Source organism: Exiguobacterium sp. PvP048 (assembly GCF_040549175.1).
Lineage (GTDB): Bacteria > Bacillota > Bacilli > Exiguobacteriales > Exiguobacteriaceae > Exiguobacterium_A > Exiguobacterium_A artemiae.
Map to the genome: position 1 here is coordinate 23,107 of NZ_JBEPSU010000012.1, position 18,706 is coordinate 41,812.

The 18,706-nt window shown below is 47.3% G+C and carries 22 protein-coding genes; 1 reads left to right on the top strand and 21 read right to left on the bottom strand.

The window, feature by feature from the left end; genetic code table 11:
* Positions 1-2 precede the first annotated feature (2 nt).
* The 12 genes from pth to metG form a co-directional block, all read right to left on the bottom strand.
* Entirely contained in the window at positions 3-560 is a 558-nt protein-coding gene (gene pth, locus ABIC15_RS14500; protein WP_012368956.1) for an aminoacyl-tRNA hydrolase, read from the bottom strand.
* Between the two features lie 107 nt (positions 561-667).
* Positions 668-1,624: a ribose-phosphate diphosphokinase gene (locus ABIC15_RS14505; RefSeq protein ID WP_012368955.1), complete on the bottom strand. Its 957-nt coding sequence runs from the start codon at positions 1,622-1,624 to the stop codon at positions 668-670.
* A 65-nt stretch (positions 1,625-1,689) separates the two neighbouring features.
* Positions 1,690-3,039: a bifunctional UDP-N-acetylglucosamine diphosphorylase/glucosamine-1-phosphate N-acetyltransferase GlmU gene (gene glmU, locus ABIC15_RS14510; RefSeq protein WP_012368954.1), complete on the bottom strand. Its 1,350-nt coding sequence runs from the start codon at positions 3,037-3,039 to the stop codon at positions 1,690-1,692.
* A 167-nt stretch (positions 3,040-3,206) separates the two neighbouring features.
* Complete coding sequence (spoVG, locus tag ABIC15_RS14515; protein WP_012368953.1) at positions 3,207-3,518, bottom strand: septation regulator SpoVG; 312 nt, start codon at positions 3,516-3,518, stop codon at positions 3,207-3,209.
* A 162-nt stretch (positions 3,519-3,680) separates the two neighbouring features.
* Complete coding sequence (gene purR, locus ABIC15_RS14520) at positions 3,681-4,520, bottom strand: pur operon repressor (RefSeq protein WP_012368952.1); 840 nt, start codon at positions 4,518-4,520, stop codon at positions 3,681-3,683.
* 69 nt (positions 4,521-4,589) lie between these two features.
* Positions 4,590-5,450 (bottom strand): 4-(cytidine 5'-diphospho)-2-C-methyl-D-erythritol kinase, encoded by an 861-nt coding sequence (gene ispE, locus ABIC15_RS14525; protein ID WP_214767542.1) that lies wholly within the window; start codon positions 5,448-5,450, stop codon positions 4,590-4,592.
* A 96-nt stretch (positions 5,451-5,546) separates the two neighbouring features.
* Positions 5,547-5,786, bottom strand: coding sequence for a Veg family protein (locus ABIC15_RS14530; protein WP_012368950.1), 240 nt, complete (start codon positions 5,784-5,786; stop codon positions 5,547-5,549).
* Between the two features lie 84 nt (positions 5,787-5,870).
* On the bottom strand, positions 5,871-6,749 hold the full coding sequence (gene rsmA, locus ABIC15_RS14535; protein ID WP_012368949.1) for a 16S rRNA (adenine(1518)-N(6)/adenine(1519)-N(6))-dimethyltransferase RsmA: 879 nt from the start codon (positions 6,747-6,749) through the stop codon (positions 5,871-5,873).
* Positions 6,746-7,306 carry a ribonuclease M5 gene (rnmV, locus tag ABIC15_RS14540; protein WP_214767545.1) on the bottom strand — a complete coding sequence of 187 codons (561 nt, stop codon included), beginning with the start codon at positions 7,304-7,306 and terminating at the stop codon, positions 6,746-6,748. The genes rsmA and rnmV overlap by 4 nt, the downstream gene beginning before the upstream one ends.
* Before the next feature lie 66 nt (positions 7,307-7,372).
* Entirely contained in the window at positions 7,373-8,662 is a 1,290-nt protein-coding gene (locus ABIC15_RS14545; protein ID WP_354020985.1) for a ubiquitin-like domain-containing protein, read from the bottom strand.
* On the bottom strand, positions 8,659-9,426 hold the full coding sequence (locus tag ABIC15_RS14550; RefSeq protein WP_354020986.1) for a TatD family hydrolase: 768 nt from the start codon (positions 9,424-9,426) through the stop codon (positions 8,659-8,661). Before ABIC15_RS14550 ends, ABIC15_RS14545 begins: the two co-directional genes overlap by 4 nt.
* 59 nt (positions 9,427-9,485) lie before the next feature.
* On the bottom strand, positions 9,486-11,441 hold the full coding sequence (gene metG / locus ABIC15_RS14555; RefSeq protein ID WP_354020987.1) for a methionine--tRNA ligase: 1,956 nt from the start codon (positions 11,439-11,441) through the stop codon (positions 9,486-9,488).
* Positions 11,442-11,781: 340 nt separating this feature from the next.
* Between metG and ABIC15_RS14560 the strand changes: the two genes are divergently transcribed.
* The gene (locus tag ABIC15_RS14560; RefSeq protein ID WP_012368944.1) at positions 11,782-12,078 is read left to right on the top strand and encodes a transition state genes transcriptional regulator AbrB; all 297 of its coding nucleotides are present in this window, start codon (positions 11,782-11,784) and stop codon (positions 12,076-12,078) included.
* Between the two features lie 37 nt (positions 12,079-12,115).
* Here ABIC15_RS14560 and rsmI read toward each other — a convergent pair whose 3' ends face one another.
* From rsmI to ABIC15_RS14605, 9 genes are read right to left on the bottom strand one after another with little or no spacing between them, the layout of a single operon-like run.
* Positions 12,116-12,970 (bottom strand): 16S rRNA (cytidine(1402)-2'-O)-methyltransferase, encoded by an 855-nt coding sequence (rsmI, locus tag ABIC15_RS14565; protein WP_354020988.1) that lies wholly within the window; start codon positions 12,968-12,970, stop codon positions 12,116-12,118.
* Entirely contained in the window at positions 12,948-13,226 is a 279-nt protein-coding gene (locus ABIC15_RS14570; RefSeq protein ID WP_290831098.1) for a GIY-YIG nuclease family protein, read from the bottom strand. Before ABIC15_RS14570 ends, rsmI begins: the two co-directional genes overlap by 23 nt.
* Positions 13,219-13,956 (bottom strand): tRNA1(Val) (adenine(37)-N6)-methyltransferase, encoded by a 738-nt coding sequence (locus ABIC15_RS14575; RefSeq protein ID WP_012368941.1) that lies wholly within the window; start codon positions 13,954-13,956, stop codon positions 13,219-13,221. The genes ABIC15_RS14570 and ABIC15_RS14575 overlap by 8 nt, the downstream gene beginning before the upstream one ends.
* A gap of 49 nt (positions 13,957-14,005) precedes the next feature.
* Positions 14,006-14,356, bottom strand: a complete 351-nt coding sequence (yabA, locus tag ABIC15_RS14580) for a DNA replication initiation control protein YabA (RefSeq protein WP_114597427.1) — start codon at positions 14,354-14,356, stop codon at positions 14,006-14,008.
* A gap of 8 nt (positions 14,357-14,364) precedes the next feature.
* A complete protein-coding gene (locus ABIC15_RS14585) occupies positions 14,365-15,195 on the bottom strand; it encodes a PSP1 domain-containing protein (protein ID WP_012368939.1) in 831 nt (276 codons plus the stop codon).
* A 6-nt stretch (positions 15,196-15,201) separates the two neighbouring features.
* Entirely contained in the window at positions 15,202-16,194 is a 993-nt protein-coding gene (locus tag ABIC15_RS14590; protein WP_012368938.1) for a DNA polymerase III subunit delta', read from the bottom strand.
* Entirely contained in the window at positions 16,194-16,523 is a 330-nt protein-coding gene (locus ABIC15_RS14595; RefSeq protein WP_012368937.1) for a cyclic-di-AMP receptor, read from the bottom strand. The genes ABIC15_RS14590 and ABIC15_RS14595 overlap by 1 nt, the downstream gene beginning before the upstream one ends.
* Positions 16,520-17,158, bottom strand: a complete 639-nt coding sequence (gene tmk / locus ABIC15_RS14600; RefSeq protein ID WP_012368936.1) for a dTMP kinase — start codon at positions 17,156-17,158, stop codon at positions 16,520-16,522. The genes ABIC15_RS14595 and tmk overlap by 4 nt, the downstream gene beginning before the upstream one ends.
* A complete protein-coding gene (locus tag ABIC15_RS14605) occupies positions 17,155-18,564 on the bottom strand; it encodes an aminotransferase class I/II-fold pyridoxal phosphate-dependent enzyme (protein ID WP_354020989.1) in 1,410 nt (469 codons plus the stop codon). The genes tmk and ABIC15_RS14605 overlap by 4 nt, the downstream gene beginning before the upstream one ends.
* Between the last annotated feature and the right edge of the window lie 142 nt (positions 18,565-18,706).

The following is an 18,706-nucleotide window of genomic DNA, read 5'->3' on the forward strand; positions in this document are numbered from 1 at the left end:
GTTCAGTTATAGCGATTCATCAAAGCTAAAAACGGTGTATCGATGAAATCAGTTGCGATATTAACGGAATCAGACAACACATGTTGCAACGTCGTCTGTTCTGATTTGGCAAATGGCATCAAGACCCAGTCGATGACTTGAATCGGGGCCGGCGGACGGCCGACTCCGAGTTTCAATCGTTTGATGTCTTGTGTTCCTAAATGTTGAATCAACGATTTGACTCCGTTGTGACCACCGGCACTCCCTTTTGAACGCAGGCGCATCTTCTCAAGCGGCAAATCAAGATCATCATAAATGACAAGGACATCTTCGACTGCGATTTTGTAGAAATCGAGCAACGGACGGACGGCTTCTCCCGATAAATTCATATACGTCAATGGTTTAACGAGAACGACCCGTTCCCCTTTAATCATTCCCGTTCCGAAGACGGCTTTAAACTTAGACTCTGTTAATTTTATGCCATGTTCCTTGGCGAGGGCATCAATAGCCAAAAAACCGATGTTATGCCGTGTATTGGTATATTTTGCACCTGGATTTCCTAAACCGACGATACATTTCATATCGGCACCTCCTCTACTTTTCCAATCTGGATCCCGCTGACGAAAAAAGCAACGCACAAGGGTCCGATTTTTAAAAACCGGACCTTGGCGTTCATATCTGTTTGTAATCAGCTGAAGAGCGGGCTGATTGATTTTTGTTCATGGACACGGATGATGGCTTCTGCCAACAAGCGTGCAACCGAGATTTGTTTGATTTTGCTTGCACATTCACGTTGCGTCAAATCGATTGTGTTGAGAACGACGAGCTCTTCGATTGCCGAGTTTTCGATACGTTCCATGGCTGGACCGGAGAGAACCGGGTGCGTACAGCAAGCGTACACTTGCTTCGCTCCGTTTTCGATCAAGGCATTGGCAGCAAGCGTGATTGTACCCGCTGTATCGATGATGTCATCGATGATGATCGCAATTTTACCATCGACTTGGCCGACGATGTTCATGACTTCGGCGACGTTCGGTTTCGGACGACGCTTATCGATGATCGCGATTGGTGCTTTTAATTGTTCAGCTAATTTACGTGCCCGTGTTACGCCGCCATGGTCTGGAGAAACGATGACGAGTTCGTTCGGGTCGATGTTCTTCTTCTCGAAGTAAGAAGCAAGCAAGGGAACACCCATTAATTGATCTACTGGAATATCGAAGAATCCTTGGATTTGAGCAGCATGAAGATCCATCGTCACGACGCGTGTCGCACCGGCTACTTCAAGCAGGTTCGCTACAAGCTTCGCTGTGATCGGCTCACGTGAACGGGCTTTGCGATCTTGACGTGCATATCCGTAGTACGGGATAACGACGTTGATCGTCCGGGCCGAAGCACGTTTCAAAGCGTCGATCATGATGAGAAGTTCCATCAGGTTTTCGTTGACCGGTTGGCTTGTCGATTGAATGATGTAAATATCATCCCCACGGACGCTTTCTTCGATGTTCATTGAAATTTCGCCGTCACTGAAGTGTTTGACTGAACTTTCGCTGACAGGAATTCCGATGACTTTAGCGATTTCCTCTGCCAGTGGTTTGTTCGAGTTAAGTGCGAAAATACGAATTTCATGTTCTAAGACAGTAGACATGGTTAGGTGGCCTCCATTTGTTTGGGTTTAGACGAGTAGAGCGACGGATAATGAACGAATAAAAATTAACGGTAATCTGGTTTAGTTGTTTGGCGTTCACGTGCGATAGCGAGACCGTTTTCCGGAACATCGTCCGTAACAGTTGATCCTGCTGCGACTAGCGCATTTTTACCAACCGTGACCGGCGCGATCAAATTGACGTTACATCCGATGAACGCATCGTCTTCAATGACCGTTTGGAATTTATTTGTTCCATCATAGTTCACGGTGATCGATCCGCAACCTAAGTTGACGTTTGTGCCGATCGTCGCGTCACCGACGTAACTCAAGTGAGCAGATTTACTGCCTTCACCAAAAGTCGATTTCTTCACTTCAACGAAGTTACCGATTCGTGTGTTGGCACCGAGAACTGCTTGTTGACGTAAATGGGCAAATGGACCGACCTGTGCTGCTGGTCCGATTTTACTGTCCGTCACGACCGATTGACGCACGACCGCTTGATCAGCGACTTCACTGTTACGGATATCCGAATTCGGTCCGATGATGCATTCCGAGCCAATTGTTGTGTTACCGAGCAACTGTGTGCCCGGGTACAAGACTGTGTCGGAACCGATGACGACATCCGGTCCGATGTACGTCGACGCCGGATCGATGAACGTGACGCCTTGACGCATCCAATGTTCGTTTGTCCGTTTACGCATTGACGTTTCCGCTTGCGCAAGAGCCACCCGATCGTTGACACCAATCGTTTCTTCAAACGTCGATGCCGCATAGGCTGCAATCGTTTCTCCGTCTGCTTTAGCGATTTCGATGACATCCGGCAAATAATATTCACCTTGGACATTATCGTTTTTGACCTGCTTAAGTGCTTCGAACAGCATTTCGTTATCAAATACGTATGTTCCGGTATTGATTTCTTTAATGAGAAGCTCTTCTGCGTTCGCATCCTTATGCTCGACGATTTTCGAGACGTTTCCGTCTTCGCCGCGGACAATTCGTCCGTATCCTGTTGCATCGTCCGCATGTGCCGTCAAAACAGTCACTTTCGCACCTGTTTCTGCATGGTGTTGCAAGAGCGACTGTAACGTTTCACTTGTCAAAAGAGGTGTATCTCCACAAACGACCAGTGTCGAACCTTTTTCCTGTCCAAGAACAGGTTCTGCCATTTGAACAGCGTGACCCGTGCCAAGCTGCTCACTTTGAAGTGCATATTCCACCGATGTGCCGAGCACTTCTTTTACAGACTCTGCACCGTGACCGACAATAACGACCTGACGTGTGACACCAAGTGTCGTCAACTGATCAACGACATGTTGTACCATAGGTTTCCCAGCTACTGGGTGAAGTACTTTGTAGAGCTTTGATTTCATCCGAGTGCCTTTACCCGCTGCTAGAATTACCGCGAAATGATTCATCCTTGTCGCTCCTCCATGTAAATTAGTGTTGATTTCGTTCTGAAATAGTCCACTCGTTCCCACTATAACGAAAATGGCGCAACGAATCAATGACAGGACAGACCGGAAATCGACAAAACACACAAAAAAAGACAGGTTCTCCCATTGGCGGAGACCTGTCAATCGCGTTAGGAAGGATCGGTTGCTTCAAGCGCCGCCAGTTCAAGTTCTGACGCCTCACCGTTTTCTTCACGAATCGCATATGCTTCTAATACTGAATCTTCGACTTTTTTTCGCATTAATGCATTGATTGGATGGGCGACATCACGAAAGATGCCTTCCTGTGTCCGCTTGCTTGGCATCGCGACGAAAAGACCGCTGTTTCCTTCGATCACGCGTAAATCATGTACCACGAATTCGTGGTCGAGCGTAATCGAGGCCAGTGCTTTCATTCGACCCTCTGCTACGACGCGACGAATCTTAACGTCGGTGACATTCATTTTGTCCGCACCCCTTTTTATAACCGTTGTCACAACTCTTCGTTGTCTACTTCTACTTACGGCTTAAAACATTCAAAGGTTTAGCTTTTGCCAATCATTTCACGCATAATTTCCAAAAGTTTGATAATTACAGTATAGTTACAAAAAAAATCTGTGTCAAATTCAGGTGTTTTCTCCATCTGTGAAATACTGGTCGACATTTCCCCGTTTCACTTGAATCTGTCCAAGATCGACATCAACATCCGAAAGCTTCATCAGACTGACGTACTCATTGACCATCTTCTTCTCGGCACCTTCTGCTTCGATCAACACACCGACACCTGCCACGTTCGCTTCGAACTCACTGAGCAGACTCATCATCCCCCGGATCGTTCCGCCAGCTTTCATGAAATCGTCAATCAGCAGGACGTTCGCACCTCGCGGTAAACTGCGTCTCGCAAGAGCCATCGTCCGGATTGCTTTCGATGAGCCGGAAACATAGTTGATGCTGACGGTCGAACCTTCCGTCACCCGGCTGTCTGAGCGGACGATGACGAACGGTACACCCAATTGTTCGGCAACGGCATAAGCAAGCGGGATTCCTTTGGTCGCAATCGTCATGACGACGTCGACTTTTTTCTGGCTGAAGACAGAAGCAAACACTTGTCCCATCTGTTTCACCATCCGCGGATCTCCGAGCAAGTCCGTCAGATACAAGTAGCCTCCCGGCAACAGACGATCGGGGCGTGCGACACGTTCACATAATTCATCAATGAACGGCAACGCCTTTTCACTGCTCCAGGTCGGAATGAACATGACGCCTCCCGCGGCTCCCGGGACAGTGACGAGTCGTCCGGTTCCTTCATGCTCCAACATTTCACTGACAATATCTAAATCTTCACTGATCGAAGATTTCGCAGAGCTGTACCGTTCTGCGAAAATCGTCAATGAGACCAGATGATGCGGATGATCCAGCAGGTAACGTGTCATATCTACCAGCCGACCACTTCTCCGAATTTTCATCTAAATCGTTCCACCTCTCCGTAATTCCGAATATTCAATAGTGAATATATCATTTTCATACGGAAACTATCAATGGTTTTCCCCTAAAAGACGAACGACGTAGACTTCATTACAAAATCCTCGTAATCCGTTATAGAGACGCTGCGCCCGGTTTTCGTGTTCCGTCAAAGCAAAAACGGTCGGACCGCTGCCGCTCATCAAGACACCTTCTGCTCCACAACTTGTCATGAACGCTTTGATTTGTTCGACTTCCGGATGCATCGGTAATGTCACGGATTCAAGGACATTGCCGAGCGATTCACAAATGGCCGTGAAATCTTGGTTCTTGACCGCATCGATCATTGCTCCGACATCCGGACGTTCCGCTGTTTCCAAATCAAGCGCTCCGTACACATCTGCTGTCGAGACACCGATGGTCGGTTTCGCCAGTACAACCCAACAAGGCGGAGGAGAGACTAATTTCTCGAGCTTTTCCCCGCGCCCCGTGGCAATCGCGGTGCCACCCATGACACAAAACGGGACATCCGATCCGACTTCTGATCCGATTTCCGCCAACTGTTCAAGCGTCAGGTTGAGCTTCCATAATTCATTCAGTCCACGCAGTGTTGCGGCTGCGTCACTCGAACCGCCCGCAAGACCTGCTGCGACCGGAATTTGTTTCTCCAAATAGATTTCAACCCCGCTCTTGACGTTGAATCGTTCTTTCAGGACTGCTGCTGCTTTATACGCTAAGTTGCGTTCATCATTTGGTACGTAAGCATGTTGGGCATTCATCCGAATCTCGCCGGACGCTAATTCCGTCAATTCGAGACGATCTGCCAAATCCACCGTCGTCATCACCATATGTACATCATGATAACCATCCGGACGTTTCGCCGTCGCATCCAATACTAAATTGATTTTCGCTGGAGCTTTTACAATAATCGTCATCGTGCCGTTCCTCCTCTAGTACGTTTCCTGTACGAATTGTATCAACCTTTGCACAAAAAAAGAAGCGAACATTTCTGTCCACTTCGGAAGGTAAGTTTACGAATTCGCGAATTCGATTTGTACGGAGTCGGTTAAAACGTCGGCATAGCTGTAAGAAACTCGCTCGACATTGTGACGCTCTGCGTCTAGCTTGACTACAAACACCGATGGATACGTCTCAACGAGCGTTCCGATTCGGGTTACGACCTTTTTACGACCGCCGCTTGCTTTTAGCGTCAGTCTTTCACCTACATGTGTTTCAAATACATGTCTGATTTCGTTCAACGTCTTTGGCATACGCTTCACCTCACTAATATTTATTATAGCATATGAAGTAAATATTAGGAAGAGGAAATATTATATCTGTTCTTTTGTCTACCGTCAACGTTTTTTAATCGGCAAAAGTGCGTCGGCAAGTTGTGCAAATTCCTGCAGGCTGAGCGTCTCGCCACGGCGGCGTGGATCAATGCCGGCTTCATGTAAAGCCGCTTCGACCGCTTCCTTTTCTGCTTTTCCAAAATGGCTGGATAAGTTATTCAGAATCGTTTTCCGGCGTTGTGCGAAACTGGCGCGTGTTACTTCGAAGAAGAGTTTCTCATCAAGTGTCTTGACGGCCGGTTCTTTACGAATATTTAAACGGATGACAGCCGAATCGACGTTCGGCGCAGGAATGAAGACCTGTTTCGGAACCGTAAAACAAACTTCTGCTTCTGCGTAGTATTGAATGGCGATTGACAAGGAACCGTATGCTTTCGTTCCCGGCTGTGCCCCGATTCGTTCCGCCACTTCTTTTTGAATCATCATGATCAGGGTCCGGAACGGTGTCCGCGCTTCGAGAATCCGCATGATAATCGGCGTCGTCACGTAATAAGGCAGGTTTGCGACGACAGCGAGGTCCGTAATCCCTTGTTGCGTAAACTCTTCATCGACGATCGTTTCAAGATCCAGTTCGAGCGCATCCCCGTGAATGACTTTCACGTGCGGATACGGAGCAAGCGAATCTTCCAAAATCGGCAGGAGCCGCTGGTCGATTTCGAGCGCCACGACTTTTTTCGCCTGTTTTGCTGATTGTTCCGTCAACGATCCGATACCGGGACCAATCTCAAGCACACCGCTGTCCGGTGTCAGATTAGCGGCACCGACGATGTTTCCGAGTACGTTTAAATCGATTAAAAAGTTTTGTCCCAAGGACTTTTTGAATGAAAATCCGTGCTTCGCCAAGATTTCCTTTGTCCGGTGTAGTGTTGCGATGTCTTTCAATCCTGTTCCTCCTCTATCTGTTTCAAAGCGTCTTCCCATTCTTGTTTCGTGATCCGGATCGACGCGACACGTTTGACGAGTTGTTTGGCATTTGGTTCACCGATGGCGAGCAGCTGTCCGAGCCGTTTCCGGCGTTTTGAGGCCGCTGGTCCCCCGATCAAGTCCGCTGCGAGAATCATCTCCCGCGTCACTTCCGCATCATGCTGCTCTTCCGTCTCATATACGGCACCAAGCGCCCGTTCAATCGCTTCCGGTGACGCATGTTCGACACCGATTTTCCCGCGTTTATCCTTGGCATCTGCCCGTGGCAGGTAAGCCTGTTTACATCCCGGTACCCGCTCGTTAATCCGGGCCCGAATCCGGTCGCCCGGGAAGTCCGGATCGGTAAACACGATGACACCGCGCCGTTCAAGCGCTTTGGCAATTCGCTGCAGGGTCTGCTCATTGACCGCAGAACCGTTCGTTTCAATTGTATCGACATCAAATACTTCCTGTAAGCGTGTCGTATCATCGCGTCCTTCGACGACGATGACTTCTTTTAAGCGTTTCCGCATCATATCTTCTCCACCTTTTTCAAACACTTCCGTAATTGTACCTGTTTCCACAAAAAAAACAAGGAAGCGTCAAGTGCCCGCTTCCGTCGTCTCGTTCGGGATGACCCAGATCTGGATCGTCTTCCGGCCAAATGTTTTGGCGGTCGACTCTCCTTCAACAAGCACATCAATTTTATTTCCTTTAATCGCACCGCCGGTATCAAGGGCAATCGCCAGTCCGACCCCTTCGACATATACTTTTGTTCCGAGGGGAATGACTTTCGGATCAACAGCGATGATCGGCAGTCCTTGATACGTGATTGTATCCGTCACGTCATAACCGGTCGCCGTCAGTGCCCGTCCATCATACAATCGACTTCCATTGGAAGCCGGATCATTTGTATAAGCCGTTGCTTCAACCATCAGGGTTTTTGCTTTGCTAAAATCTAAATCAGTTGCCGCCTTAGGTTCTTCTGCTAACGGTACCGTCGCTTTTTCCTGATCAAACGTCGGTGCCGGTGTCGTCGCGGCCTCAACCGATTCAACGGGTTTCGTTCCGATCTTGACGACTTGTTTAACCGGTTCACTCGTCACTTCATTAGCAATCAGTTTCTTTTCTTTACTCAATCCGTCCGCAAGGGTCAATTGATATTTTTGGGTCCGGATGCCCGGGCGACCGGATTTCGTCACCAATTGTTCGCCCGCCGGTAAGGTGTCGTCTTCGACAGTCTCGACTTCAAACGGTAACAGCTGTTGTTCCGTCAGCACGGCACGCCGTGTCGTATTGACCGTAACGAGCATATCCTTTGCGACGACTGTATCCAGACCGGGCATGACCTTGTCTTCTGTTTGGAGCTTAACGCCCTGCATCGACAACAGTTCCCGCACCGTCGTTTGATACGTATAGACTTCACGCGCTTTTCCTTCGACAATCAGCTCGATCGGAAACGCCTCCCGGTACCGGACTGTCATGCCGCTCGTCAAAACAGCTCCTTTCGAAGGATACACATCATCCGTCTCAAGCATCTGGCTGATTCCCTGTTCTTTTAACAGATCCTCGACACGACGTGCTTGCGTCCGGATTGTCCGTGCTTCACCGTACCCCATGATTAATGTAATTTCTTTAGCCGGTTGAATGACGATTAAATCATTTTTCGGAAGATCGGCACTTAAAGCCGGCTCGATGACATCTTGTGAGCGAACCGAGATGCCGGCTTCTTTCAAGACACCGAAAACGGATGTCTCCACCGTCTCGATTTTCGTTTGCCGGCCATCCACAAGAATCGTAACGTCACGCGGATGGTCCATCATCATATAAAGCAGACTGGCAACCAACAATAAGGTGCAGCCGATGGTCATATAGGTGATCGATCGAATCATGGAAGGCGGAAGACGCGCTTGGCGTTCTCAGTCGTCGCTTGTTCGATATCCGCGTACATCATTCCCCGCAATTGGGCGATTTCTTCCGCAACGAATCGGACATATGCCGGCTCATTCCGTTTTCCGCGATACGGAGTCGGTGTCAGGTACGGACAGTCCGTCTCGACCAATAAACGGTCAAGCGGTACTTCCTGTGCGACGCGTTTAGGCATCTTCGCATTTTTAAATGTCACCGGTCCTCCGAGGGAAATGTAGAAATTCATGGCTAAGCAACGCGGTAGCAGTTCTGCACTCATGCTGTAGCTGTGCAAAATCCCACCGACTTCTTTTGCATCTTCTTCTTCCAAAATGCGGAGCGTATCTTCCGTCGCTTCCCGATTATGAATAACGATCGGTTTATTTTTTTGCTTCGCCAAGCGAATCTGTTTTCGAAACGCTGCGTCCTGAACGTCTTTCGGCGACGTATCCCAGTGGTAATCCAGTCCGATTTCTCCGAGGGCAACGACTTTCGGATGATCCATCAATCGTCCCACTTTTTCATAGGCGGCATCGTCGAAATCGATTGAATCGACCGGATGCCATCCGATGACAGCATACAGGTCGTGATACTGTTCGACGAGTTCCATTGCCCGGTCAATCGTCTTGTGATCAAAGCCAACGACGATCATCGGAGAAACCCCGTTTGCCCTTGCCCGCTCAATCGTCTCCTCGACATCTCCGTCAAACTGATCCGAGTTTAAATGTGTGTGTGTATCAATCAACATACTATTCGACTCCTTCTTTCAAAAAAATGCCTGTGACATCAAGTCCACAGGCATCCGGATTATTTTACGCTTGCTCCGTTCGCCATCGTTGATGGTACGGTAGCTAATTCAAGTTTACCTGATTTCTCAGCAGCGAGCACCATTCCTTGCGACAATTCTCCCCGTAATGTGACCGGTTTTAAATTGGCGACGACGATGACTTTACGGCCGACTAAATCTTCCGGCTCATACCATTCCGCGATTCCCGAAACGATTTGTCGTGTCTCTTTCCCCATGTCGACGGTCAGCTTCAGCAGTTTTTTTGCTTTCTTGATTTTTTCAGCTGTGACGACTTCTCCGACACGTAACTCGATTTGGTCAAAGAAATCAATCGTCGTTTCCGGCCGAGCATCAGTGTCTTCTTCCTCAACTTCCGTCTCTTCTTCGACACGTGCGGCAGAGGCTTGTTTCATCATCTCAACGATCGCTTCGACTTCTTCTTTCATGTCACGACGCGGGAAAATCGGTTCGGCAGCACCGACCTTTGTTCCTTCTTCAATAGCCGCGAACTGTTCAAGAGCCGTCCAGTCCATCGGTTGTCCTTCCAGTCCGAGTTGACGGAACATCTCTTTTGGCGAACGTGTCATGAACGGTTGCAACATGATGGCGACGTGACGTAACGCACCGACCAGGTGAACCATCGATGATGCCAGTTCATCCGTTTTCGACTCGTCTTTTGCGAGCACCCACGGTTGTGTTTCATCGATATATTTATTGGCACGGCTGATCAGTTGCCAAATGTGTGACAAGGCAACCGAAAACTCCATGTGTTCCATCGCAGCTTCGACCTTCTCGACTGTTTCTTTTGCCAGTGTCGACAATGTCTCGTCAAACGGTGTCACATTTCCGGCATATGTCGGAATGACGCCGTCGAAATACTTCGTGATCATCGCAATCGTCCGGTTGAGTAAGTTTCCAAGGTCGTTCGCGAGATCAAAGTTCATCCGTTCGACGAATGCTTCCGGTGTGAACATGCCATCTGATCCAAACGGTACTTCCCGAAGGAGGTAATAACGTAATGCATCGAGTCCGTACCGATCAATCATCGGAACCGGATCGACGACGTTTCCTTTGGATTTCGACATTTTACCGTCTTTCATCAACAACCAGCCGTGTGCAAAGACTTGTTTCGGAAGCGGTAAGTCAAGCGCCATCAAAAGAGCCGGCCAAACGATGGTATGGAAACGAACGATTTCTTTTCCGACGAGATGGACATCAGCCGGCCAGTACTTATCAAAGTTTCCTTGGTCATCCGTTCCGTATCCGAGTGACGAGATGTAGTTCGTTAACGCATCGACCCATACATAAACGACGTGTTTCGGATTCGATGGAACTTTGACGCCCCAATCAAATGTCGTCCGTGAAACAGCAAGGTCCTGTAAACCCGGTTTGATGAAGTTGTTGATCATCTCGTGTTTCCGTGACTCCGGTAAAATGAACGATGGATTCGCTTCATAATATTCGACTAAGCGATCTGCGTATTGACTGATCCGGAAGAAATAACACTCTTCCCGAACGAGTTCGACCGGATGACCGCTGTCCGGACTCTTACCGTCAACCAGCTGTGATTCGGTATAATACGTTTCATCCGGAACGGAATACCAACCTTCGTACTCTCCGAGGTAGATGTCGCCTTTTTCAAGCAACGTTTCAAATACACGTTCGACGACTTCTTTATGACGCGGTTCTGTCGTCCGGATGTAATCATCGTAGGAAATATCAAGACGGTCCCACAATACTTTGATTTGTTCGACGACACCATCGACGAATTCCTGCTCGGACACACCGGCTTCCTTCGCTTTTTCCTGAATTTTTTGTCCGTGCTCATCTGTTCCTGTTAAGTAACGGACATCAAATCCCTGAAGTCGTTTGTAACGCGCCATCGCGTCCCCTGCGACTGTCGTATAGGCATGACCGATATGTAGCTTGGCGCTAGGATAATAAATCGGTGTAGTGATATAAAATGTTTTTGCCATGATATTCCTCCGTTCTGTATTTCATTTCATTATTATACGCTGTTCTGTCGTCTGTGTCGAAACACGTTTTTTGTCGAATGCAAACATTTTTTGACATCAGACATCGAATACCAAAAAAACACACTAAATAGTTTGATTTCCTTTAAAAAGGGAAAATCTATTAGTAAATCGTTTCAAATATGGCTTTTTTGAGAAATAAATGACATTTTGATTTCAAGCTATTCAGATTGGTTGACTACTTTTGGAAAGTTTAGTATTCTACATTCTATAGAAGTGATGTCGAATTTTGACGATTTTCCAAAAATAAAGAGAACCTAGACATCAGAGGAGGAACAACAAAATGAAATCAACAGGTATTGTACGTAAAGTAGATGAGCTCGGCCGGGTCGTTATTCCAATCGAACTTCGTCGTACGCTTCAAATCGCAGAGAAGGATGCTCTTGAGATTTATGTCGACAACGAGCAAATCATCCTTAAAAAATACAAACCAAACATGACTTGCCAAGTAACAGGTGAAGTATCAGAAGATAACTTCAAACTAGCTGATGGTAAATTGATTCTCTCTCCAGACGGCGCACAACGTGTCCTCGTTGAGTTAAAAGATTTCCTCGACCGTCATTACGCAGGAAACGAATAAGCAAAAGAAGCGATTCCAAACGGAGTCGCTTCTTTTTTTAGGATTCATGATAACGCAAATACAGTTCCTGACGATCGAGTCCCCGTTCCTTCGCCACCCGTTTTAAGGCAGCATTCGGTTTTTCGCCTTGTTCGATATACCTTTCAATTTGTTGCAACGGATCCGCTTCCTGTTCTTCTTCCGCCGGCCGTTCTTCGGTCGATCCTTCGACGATGACGACAAACTCGCCCCGGACCTCTTCTTCCGCCCACTCGAGCGCTTCTGTCACAGAACCCCGGATATACTCTTCATACCGTTTAGTCAGTTCACGGGCTAACGTCAATTGACGGTCACCGAGCACATCCCGTAACGCACCTAACATCTCTTTTAGACGATGCGGTGCCTCGTAGAAGATCAGGCTTCCTTTTTCGTACCGGACGGTTTCAAGCGCCTCACGACGTTCTTTTTTCTTACGCGGCAAAAAACCGTAGTACAAAAAGCGTTCTGTCGCAAGACCCGAGGCAACAAGTGCCGTCAGCGCGGCATTTGCCCCCGGTAAGACGATGACCGGAATGTTTTCGGCAATCGCTTCCCGAATTAAATCACTGCCTGGATCAGAGATTCCCGGCATACCGGCGTCCGAGACCAAGGCAATCTGTTTTCCCGCATGCAGATCAGCTAGCAGACGTGCTCCGCTGACCTGCTTATTATGTTCGTGATAGCTGACAAGTTTCGTCTCGATTTTAAAATGATTAAATAACTTCATTGTTTGTCGCGTATCTTCCGCCGCGACGAGATCGGACTCCTGTAAGATACGAACAGCCCGGTATGTCATGTCTTCAAGATTTCCGATTGGTGTCGGAACGATGTATAATCCGGTCGTTTGTCCTTTAAAACTGCTTGTTGCTTTCATGAGATGACCTCCCTCCTTGAATAAGTCGTTCTTTTTTTAGACGTGTCAATTGTTTGATGGCATACTCACGCTTTAAGGCTTCCGATTTCGTTGGAAATGTTTCAGTATACTCGAGCACGACCGGCAGTCTGGCCCGGGTATACTTGGCACCTTGTCCGGCATTGTGTGTCGCCAACCGTTTTTCGACATCAATCGCATATCCTGTATAGAGACTGCCGTCCCGGCAACGGACAATGTAGACGGCATGCTCAGACATTAAACTGATTCCGCATCTGTAACGTATATGTGTCGTCTTGTTCGTAGACGATGAAGGGGGCTAATACCTTAAGACCCGGCTTGGCATCTTTAATCCCTTCAATCAACAACATGTTGGCCTCTTTGCCTTCTTTCGGGTAGATGAGTTGCATCCGCTTCGGTTCAAGCCGGTACTGCCGCATCAATGTCACGATGTCGAGCAGGCGCTCCGGACGATGGACGAATGCCGTTTTTCCGCCTTGCTTCAGCAGATCTGCAGCCGACCGGATACAATCCTCGAGTGTACATAATACTTCATGACGGGCAATCGTATAATGTTCACTTGCATTTCGGTTCGACGATTCGTTTGCCAGGAAGTATGGTGGATTACATGTGACAGCGTCATAAAGACCGTATCCCAATTGTTTCCCGGCTTCCTTGACGTCACCTTCGACCATCTGCAATTGGTCTTGTTTTTCATTCATCTGAATACTGCGCTCGGCCATATCAACGAGACGGGGCTGAATTTCAAGTCCTGTGATCGTCCCTTTCGTCCGGTAAGACAAAAACAGGGGAATCGCTCCATTACCGGCGCATAGATCCACCAACTTCCCCTGTTGGATCGGCACCCAGGCGAACTGTGCCAGCAAGGCAGCATCCAGAGAGTATGAAAACACGGTTGGACTTTGAATGATTCGTCCTTCTTTTCCAAGCAGATGATCCAGTCGCTCATCTGATAATAGTTCAGGCATAACGTTCTTCCTTTCTGAAAAAAAGACTGACTCCTAGGAAGTCAGCCTCTCAATGTTTCGTTAACATGGACAAGCAGAACAGACAATCTCCGTCTTTACGGACTTGACCATAATGCAGGTTACAAATATGGAATCCTTCTTGATACAACCGTCCCAGATTATCATAGCCAGCACCTGTACCGGCTTCCGCCTGTGCTTCTTCTGTAATCGGTTGTTGTTCATCGCGCTCTACCTTCTCACGGAGGTGATGATTCTCAAGATACAGATGTTGGTTCTCCTCCATCATGTAAGCAAGCTGATCTTTCAATACGCTCAGATGCTCAGTCAGCAAGTGAATCTGTTGCTCGATCGCATCAACACGCGTAATGATTTCTTTTTTATCGACTCTCTCCACGCGCATGCACCCCGTCATTCTTTTGGTCGTTTTTGTTTTACGGCACCGACAGAAAGTAGTTCCTCCATCGAGTAAGTCAGGACCCGCGAACGGTCTTTTAATTCAATTTGAACGATTTGGTCAAGAATATTCAGACCGACTACCCGTCCTTCGCCTTCCGGAACAGTCAAGCGTTTTCCGTAATCCGGCAAATCCCGTCGCATTTCTTCATACGTGTCATTTTCATATTTTAAGCAACACATCAAACGACCGCAGACACCAGAAATCTTCGTCGGGTTCAAGGATAGGTTTTGATCTTTCGCCATCTTGATCGAGACCGGTTCAAATTCACCTAAAAACGAAGAGCAACAGAGAACACGACCACATGGACCGATTCCTCCCAGTAACTTCGCTTCATCACGGACACCGATTTGTCGTAATTCAATGCGTGTCCGGAAAACAGCCGCCAAATCTTTGACGAGTTCCCGGAAATCGACACGACCTTCTGCCGTGAAGTAAAAAATGACTTTATTGCGATCAAATGTATATTCGACATCGACTAATTTCATATCGAGTTTGTGCTCACGAATTTTTTCCACACAAACAGCATGCGCATCAAACGCTGCCATTTTATTTTCACGAACGATCATCGCATCTTTATCATCTGCGACCCGAAGGATGGATTTTAGTGGCAAGACCACATCTTCTTCGTCCATTTGTTTATCGGCAATCACCACTTCGCCGTATTCAATGCCCCGTACTGTCTCGACGATGACGGATTGTCCTCGTGATAATGACTCTTGTCCAGGTGCAAAATAATAAATTTTGCCCGCTTCTTTAAAGCGAACGCCTACTACTTCTAGCATATCGCTCTACCCTTTCTGTAAGTCAAACATGAGACGCTCAACTGTTAATTGAGGATTAACATTTGCTTCGATCCGTTTAACGGCTGCGAGTACTGCCTGCAGCCACCGTGTGATCGTCGTCTGACTTTTCCCACCCATCTGTTCCAGTAATGGCCGGCTGTTTGCATATGTGATCGTTTCCCATGACGGATTCAATTTAAGATGCAGTACATCTTCAAAGAAACATGTCACCAGTTCCAGACCAATTCGTGCATCTTGCCGATTTTTAAATTGACTCATCCATTTCTCCTGGACAAACAACGGTAAATCCGCCGGACGATTCGCTAATTCCTCCATCAATTGTAACACTGACACTCGCGCATTTACAAACCAGTCTTCGACTAATGCCTGTTCTGCATCTTCTATTTTAGGATAGACTCGGGCCGCCAGCTGAGTCAATTCGTTATCCCGTCCCGTTTTTTCGGACAGGACTTGTCCAATCAACAGGCGATCCGCTGGACGAAAACTTAATAATTGACCTCGCGAACGAATCGTCGGCAACAGCAATTGCGGTTGATTCGTAATCAAAATGGCTACTTTTCCCGCTCCCGGTTCTTCAAAGAACTTCAGCAGGCTGTTTGCCGCCTGGGGTGTCATTTTATGCGACTGCGTCACCACATAGATTTGGCGGTCACCTTCAAGACCCCGTAAGGATAAATCATGCATCAATTCCTGAATCTGTTCTTTTTTTATCGTCGCACCGTCCGGTTCGATTTGATAATAGTCGACCAAGTTTCCGCTGTCCATCCGACGGCAGCTCCGGCACGTTTGACATGGTTCGATTTGATCACGACGTTCACAAAACAGGCTTTTGGCGAACAATTGAGCCGCCTCTAAAAGAAGCGGCTCATAGTCTCCCGTAAAGATATAAGCGTGGTTGATACGATTCGTCTGTAACGAGTTGCGCAAAATCGTCGCAATGACCGATTGAGTTTGTTCTAGTTCATGAAATGTCTGCATTAGAATTGATGAAACCCTTCGATTGGCAAGACGAACACCGTTGCTCCGCCAACCTGTACTTCAACCGGATACGGAATATATGAATCGGCATGACCACCCATTGGTGAAATCGGTGAAACCATTTGTTCCCGACTTGAACAGTTCTTTTTGATCAAACGCATCAAATCATCCAAGCGTTCACTTTGGACACCAATCATGAACGTGGTATTTCCTTCTTTGAGAAAACCGCCTGTCGTAGCGAGTTTTGTTGCCCGAAAATCGTGTTCGACCAATGCTTCTGCTAAACGTAGGCTATCTTTATCTTGAACAATCGTAATGACCATTTTCATGATAATCTCTCCCTTTTTTTTAAATACGTCAAAACATCCTTACATAATTCCGTTTGTAAACTTTCAATCGATTGATTGGCATCGACCAACTGAATACGCTCCGGTTCTTGTACCGCTAACGTCATAAAACCATCGTATACCCGTTGACGGAACGCATCATCGCGTTGCTCGATTCGGTCTAGTGCCCCTCGGTCCATCATTCGTTGCTTCGATTCCGACACCGTCAAATCAAACAGATACGTTCGATCCGGTGTTAAATGGTTTGTTGCCTGCTGATTAATGGAACGGACCTGTTCAATTGTATAACCCAGTCCATACCCTTGATAAGCAATCGATGCATCGATGAACCGATCGCATAAAACAATTTTTCCAGCAGCAAGAGCCGGACGAATCAATTCATTGACATGTTGTGCCCGTGAAGCTGCATACAAAAGGATTTCAGTCATCTCATCCATCTCTTGAAAATCAGGATTTAAAATCAATGACCGAATTTCATTTCCGATTCGTGTTCCACCCGGCTCGCGTGTCATCACGATCTCATACCCTTCAGCCGTCAATCGATCTGCAAGTAATTGCAGCTGGGTCGTTTTTCCGGCACCATCCGGTCCTTCGACTGTAATAAATGTTCCTGTCATTCTCTAATTCCTTCCTGTATCACACGTAATTTCCCCTGATGGAGAAACTCACCGCCCTGCAGATGAATTGATGTGTTTATATAATGTTCAATCATTGTAATATGTTCTGCTGTTATCCGTTCTCCCCGTAGGATTAGTGGTATCCCGGGCGGATAGGGAATGATTGTTTCAAGTGAAACCAATCCGACTGACTGTTCAAAAGTTTGTTCGACCGCCTCAGCGTCTTCCAATTGATCGAGTGGACAAGCCAGGGACGATACCTTTATTTTACCCATAAACGGTTGTTCCATATACCTTTTATCCGGAATTCCTTCCGCTTTTAAGGTTTCGATTGCTAATTGGATCTGATTAATCCAGGTATCCTGTTCAAATGGCTCGATACTTCGTAGCGGTAATATACAAACTACATGGGGTCCGAGAGCAAACTCAGCATCCAGTCCTTGATCCGCCAACGCCTCGATTAACTGACTTCCGGAATATTCCTCACAGGACAAAATCATCCGTGACCAATCATCGAACGTAAACGCCGTTATATCTGTTAATTGATTGATTTGTTGATGAAGGTGTTCGTGACTGGTCCGGACAGACTTCATATTGGAAACCGTCCATTTTTCACGATACTCACGAGCAAAATCGAGTGAAGCCATCAACAGATACGACGGGCTGGACGTTTGAAAGGCCTGAAGAGCCCTTGTTAACCGTCTCCGTTCGTCATCCGTAAAGCGTTCATGGATCCAGGCTCCCATTGTCAGAGCAGGTAACGTCTTGTGCGCCGATTGAACAACAGCAGTGGCTCCCAGTTCAAACGCTGAACGAACGCCAAAAGCTTCCCCGAAATGAGCACCATGGGCTTCGTCAATCAACAATGGTATACCCGATGCTGTCGTGAATGGAAGCAACTCCTCGATTCGAGCCGTTTCACCGTAATAGGTCGGCGAAGTTAAAAAGACCGCAACGCCTCCCGGAAAAGTCGTTAACGCTTCCTCCAATGTTTCACGTGAAACATTTCCGCTGATACCTGTGGAGGGATCTATTTCCGGTCCCAATAAAATCGGAGATAACCCAAGCCATTCCAACGCATTAAAAACTGATTTATGGGAATTACGCTGAACGTATATCCGGTCTCCCCGCTGTGAGACCGCAGCTAACATTGCCCAATTACCAACTGTCGATCCATTAATCAAGAAATGACTGTCACGTGCTTCATAGACTTGACGTAATAAGAGTTTTGCTTCATAAATGGCCTCTTCCGGATGATGAAAATCATCCAACCCTCGCAATTCTGTTTTATCCCATTCGAAAAAAGACGGTAATCCTTCGAACAATGTTCCATTTTTATGTCCTGGAACATGCCAGGAAGTAGCTTTTCTTTCTACATGAGCACAAAGTGCTTCAATAATCGGCATACGACCTTTCATCTCCTACAGTCCTTTCCAATCTAAACTACAAAAAGACCGACCTGCAAAATGCAGATCGGTCTCTTACTGGCCTGGCAACGTCCTATCCTCACAGGGGGAAGCCCCCAACTACTTTCGGCGTTCAAGTGCT

Coding starts and splice junctions, on each gene's coding strand:
- ABIC15_RS14585 (WP_012368939.1), bottom strand. CDS start 15,195: ATGCTAGAAGTAGTAGGCGTTCGCTTTAAAGAAGCGGGCAAAATTTAT.
- ABIC15_RS14570 (WP_290831098.1), bottom strand. CDS start 13,226: ATGTCTGAGCATGCCGTCTACATTGTCCGTTGCCGGGACGGCAGTCTC.
- ABIC15_RS14590 (WP_012368938.1), bottom strand. CDS start 16,194: ATGCAGACATTTCATGAACTAGAACAAACTCAATCGGTCATTGCGACG.
- purR (WP_012368952.1), bottom strand. CDS start 4,520: ATGAAAATTCGGAGAAGTGGTCGGCTGGTAGATATGACACGTTACCTG.
- ispE (WP_214767542.1), bottom strand. CDS start 5,450: ATGACGATTATTGTAAAAGCTCCAGCGAAAATCAATTTAGTATTGGAT.
- ABIC15_RS14575 (WP_012368941.1), bottom strand. CDS start 13,956: ATGCCTGAACTATTATCAGATGAGCGACTGGATCATCTGCTTGGAAAA.
- ABIC15_RS14530 (WP_012368950.1), bottom strand. CDS start 5,786: ATGCCAAAGACGTTGAACGAAATCAGACATGTATTTGAAACACATGTA.
- ABIC15_RS14545 (WP_354020985.1), bottom strand. CDS start 8,662: ATGATTCGATCGATCACCTATATGACCATCGGCTGCACCTTATTGTTG.
- tmk (WP_012368936.1), bottom strand. CDS start 17,158: ATGACAGGAACATTTATTACAGTCGAAGGACCGGATGGTGCCGGAAAA.
- glmU (WP_012368954.1), bottom strand. CDS start 3,039: ATGAATCATTTCGCGGTAATTCTAGCAGCGGGTAAAGGCACTCGGATG.
- ABIC15_RS14505 (WP_012368955.1), bottom strand. CDS start 1,624: ATGTCTACTGTCTTAGAACATGAAATTCGTATTTTCGCACTTAACTCG.
- ABIC15_RS14550 (WP_354020986.1), bottom strand. CDS start 9,426: ATGTTGATTGATACACACACACATTTAAACTCGGATCAGTTTGACGGA.
- ABIC15_RS14595 (WP_012368937.1), bottom strand. CDS start 16,523: ATGAAAATGGTCATTACGATTGTTCAAGATAAAGATAGCCTACGTTTA.
- rnmV (WP_214767545.1), bottom strand. CDS start 7,306: ATGATGCGGAAACGCTTAAAAGAAGTCATCGTCGTCGAAGGACGCGAT.
- ABIC15_RS14605 (WP_354020989.1), bottom strand. CDS start 18,564: ATGCCGATTATTGAAGCACTTTGTGCTCATGTAGAAAGAAAAGCTACT.
- spoVG (WP_012368953.1), bottom strand. CDS start 3,518: ATGAATGTCACCGACGTTAAGATTCGTCGCGTCGTAGCAGAGGGTCGA.
- pth (WP_012368956.1), bottom strand. CDS start 560: ATGAAATGTATCGTCGGTTTAGGAAATCCAGGTGCAAAATATACCAAT.
- rsmI (WP_354020988.1), bottom strand. CDS start 12,970: ATGAAAGCAACAAGCAGTTTTAAAGGACAAACGACCGGATTATACATC.
- metG (WP_354020987.1), bottom strand. CDS start 11,441: ATGGCAAAAACATTTTATATCACTACACCGATTTATTATCCTAGCGCC.
- yabA (WP_114597427.1), bottom strand. CDS start 14,356: ATGCGCGTGGAGAGAGTCGATAAAAAAGAAATCATTACGCGTGTTGAT.
- ABIC15_RS14560 (WP_012368944.1), top strand. CDS start 11,782: ATGAAATCAACAGGTATTGTACGTAAAGTAGATGAGCTCGGCCGGGTC.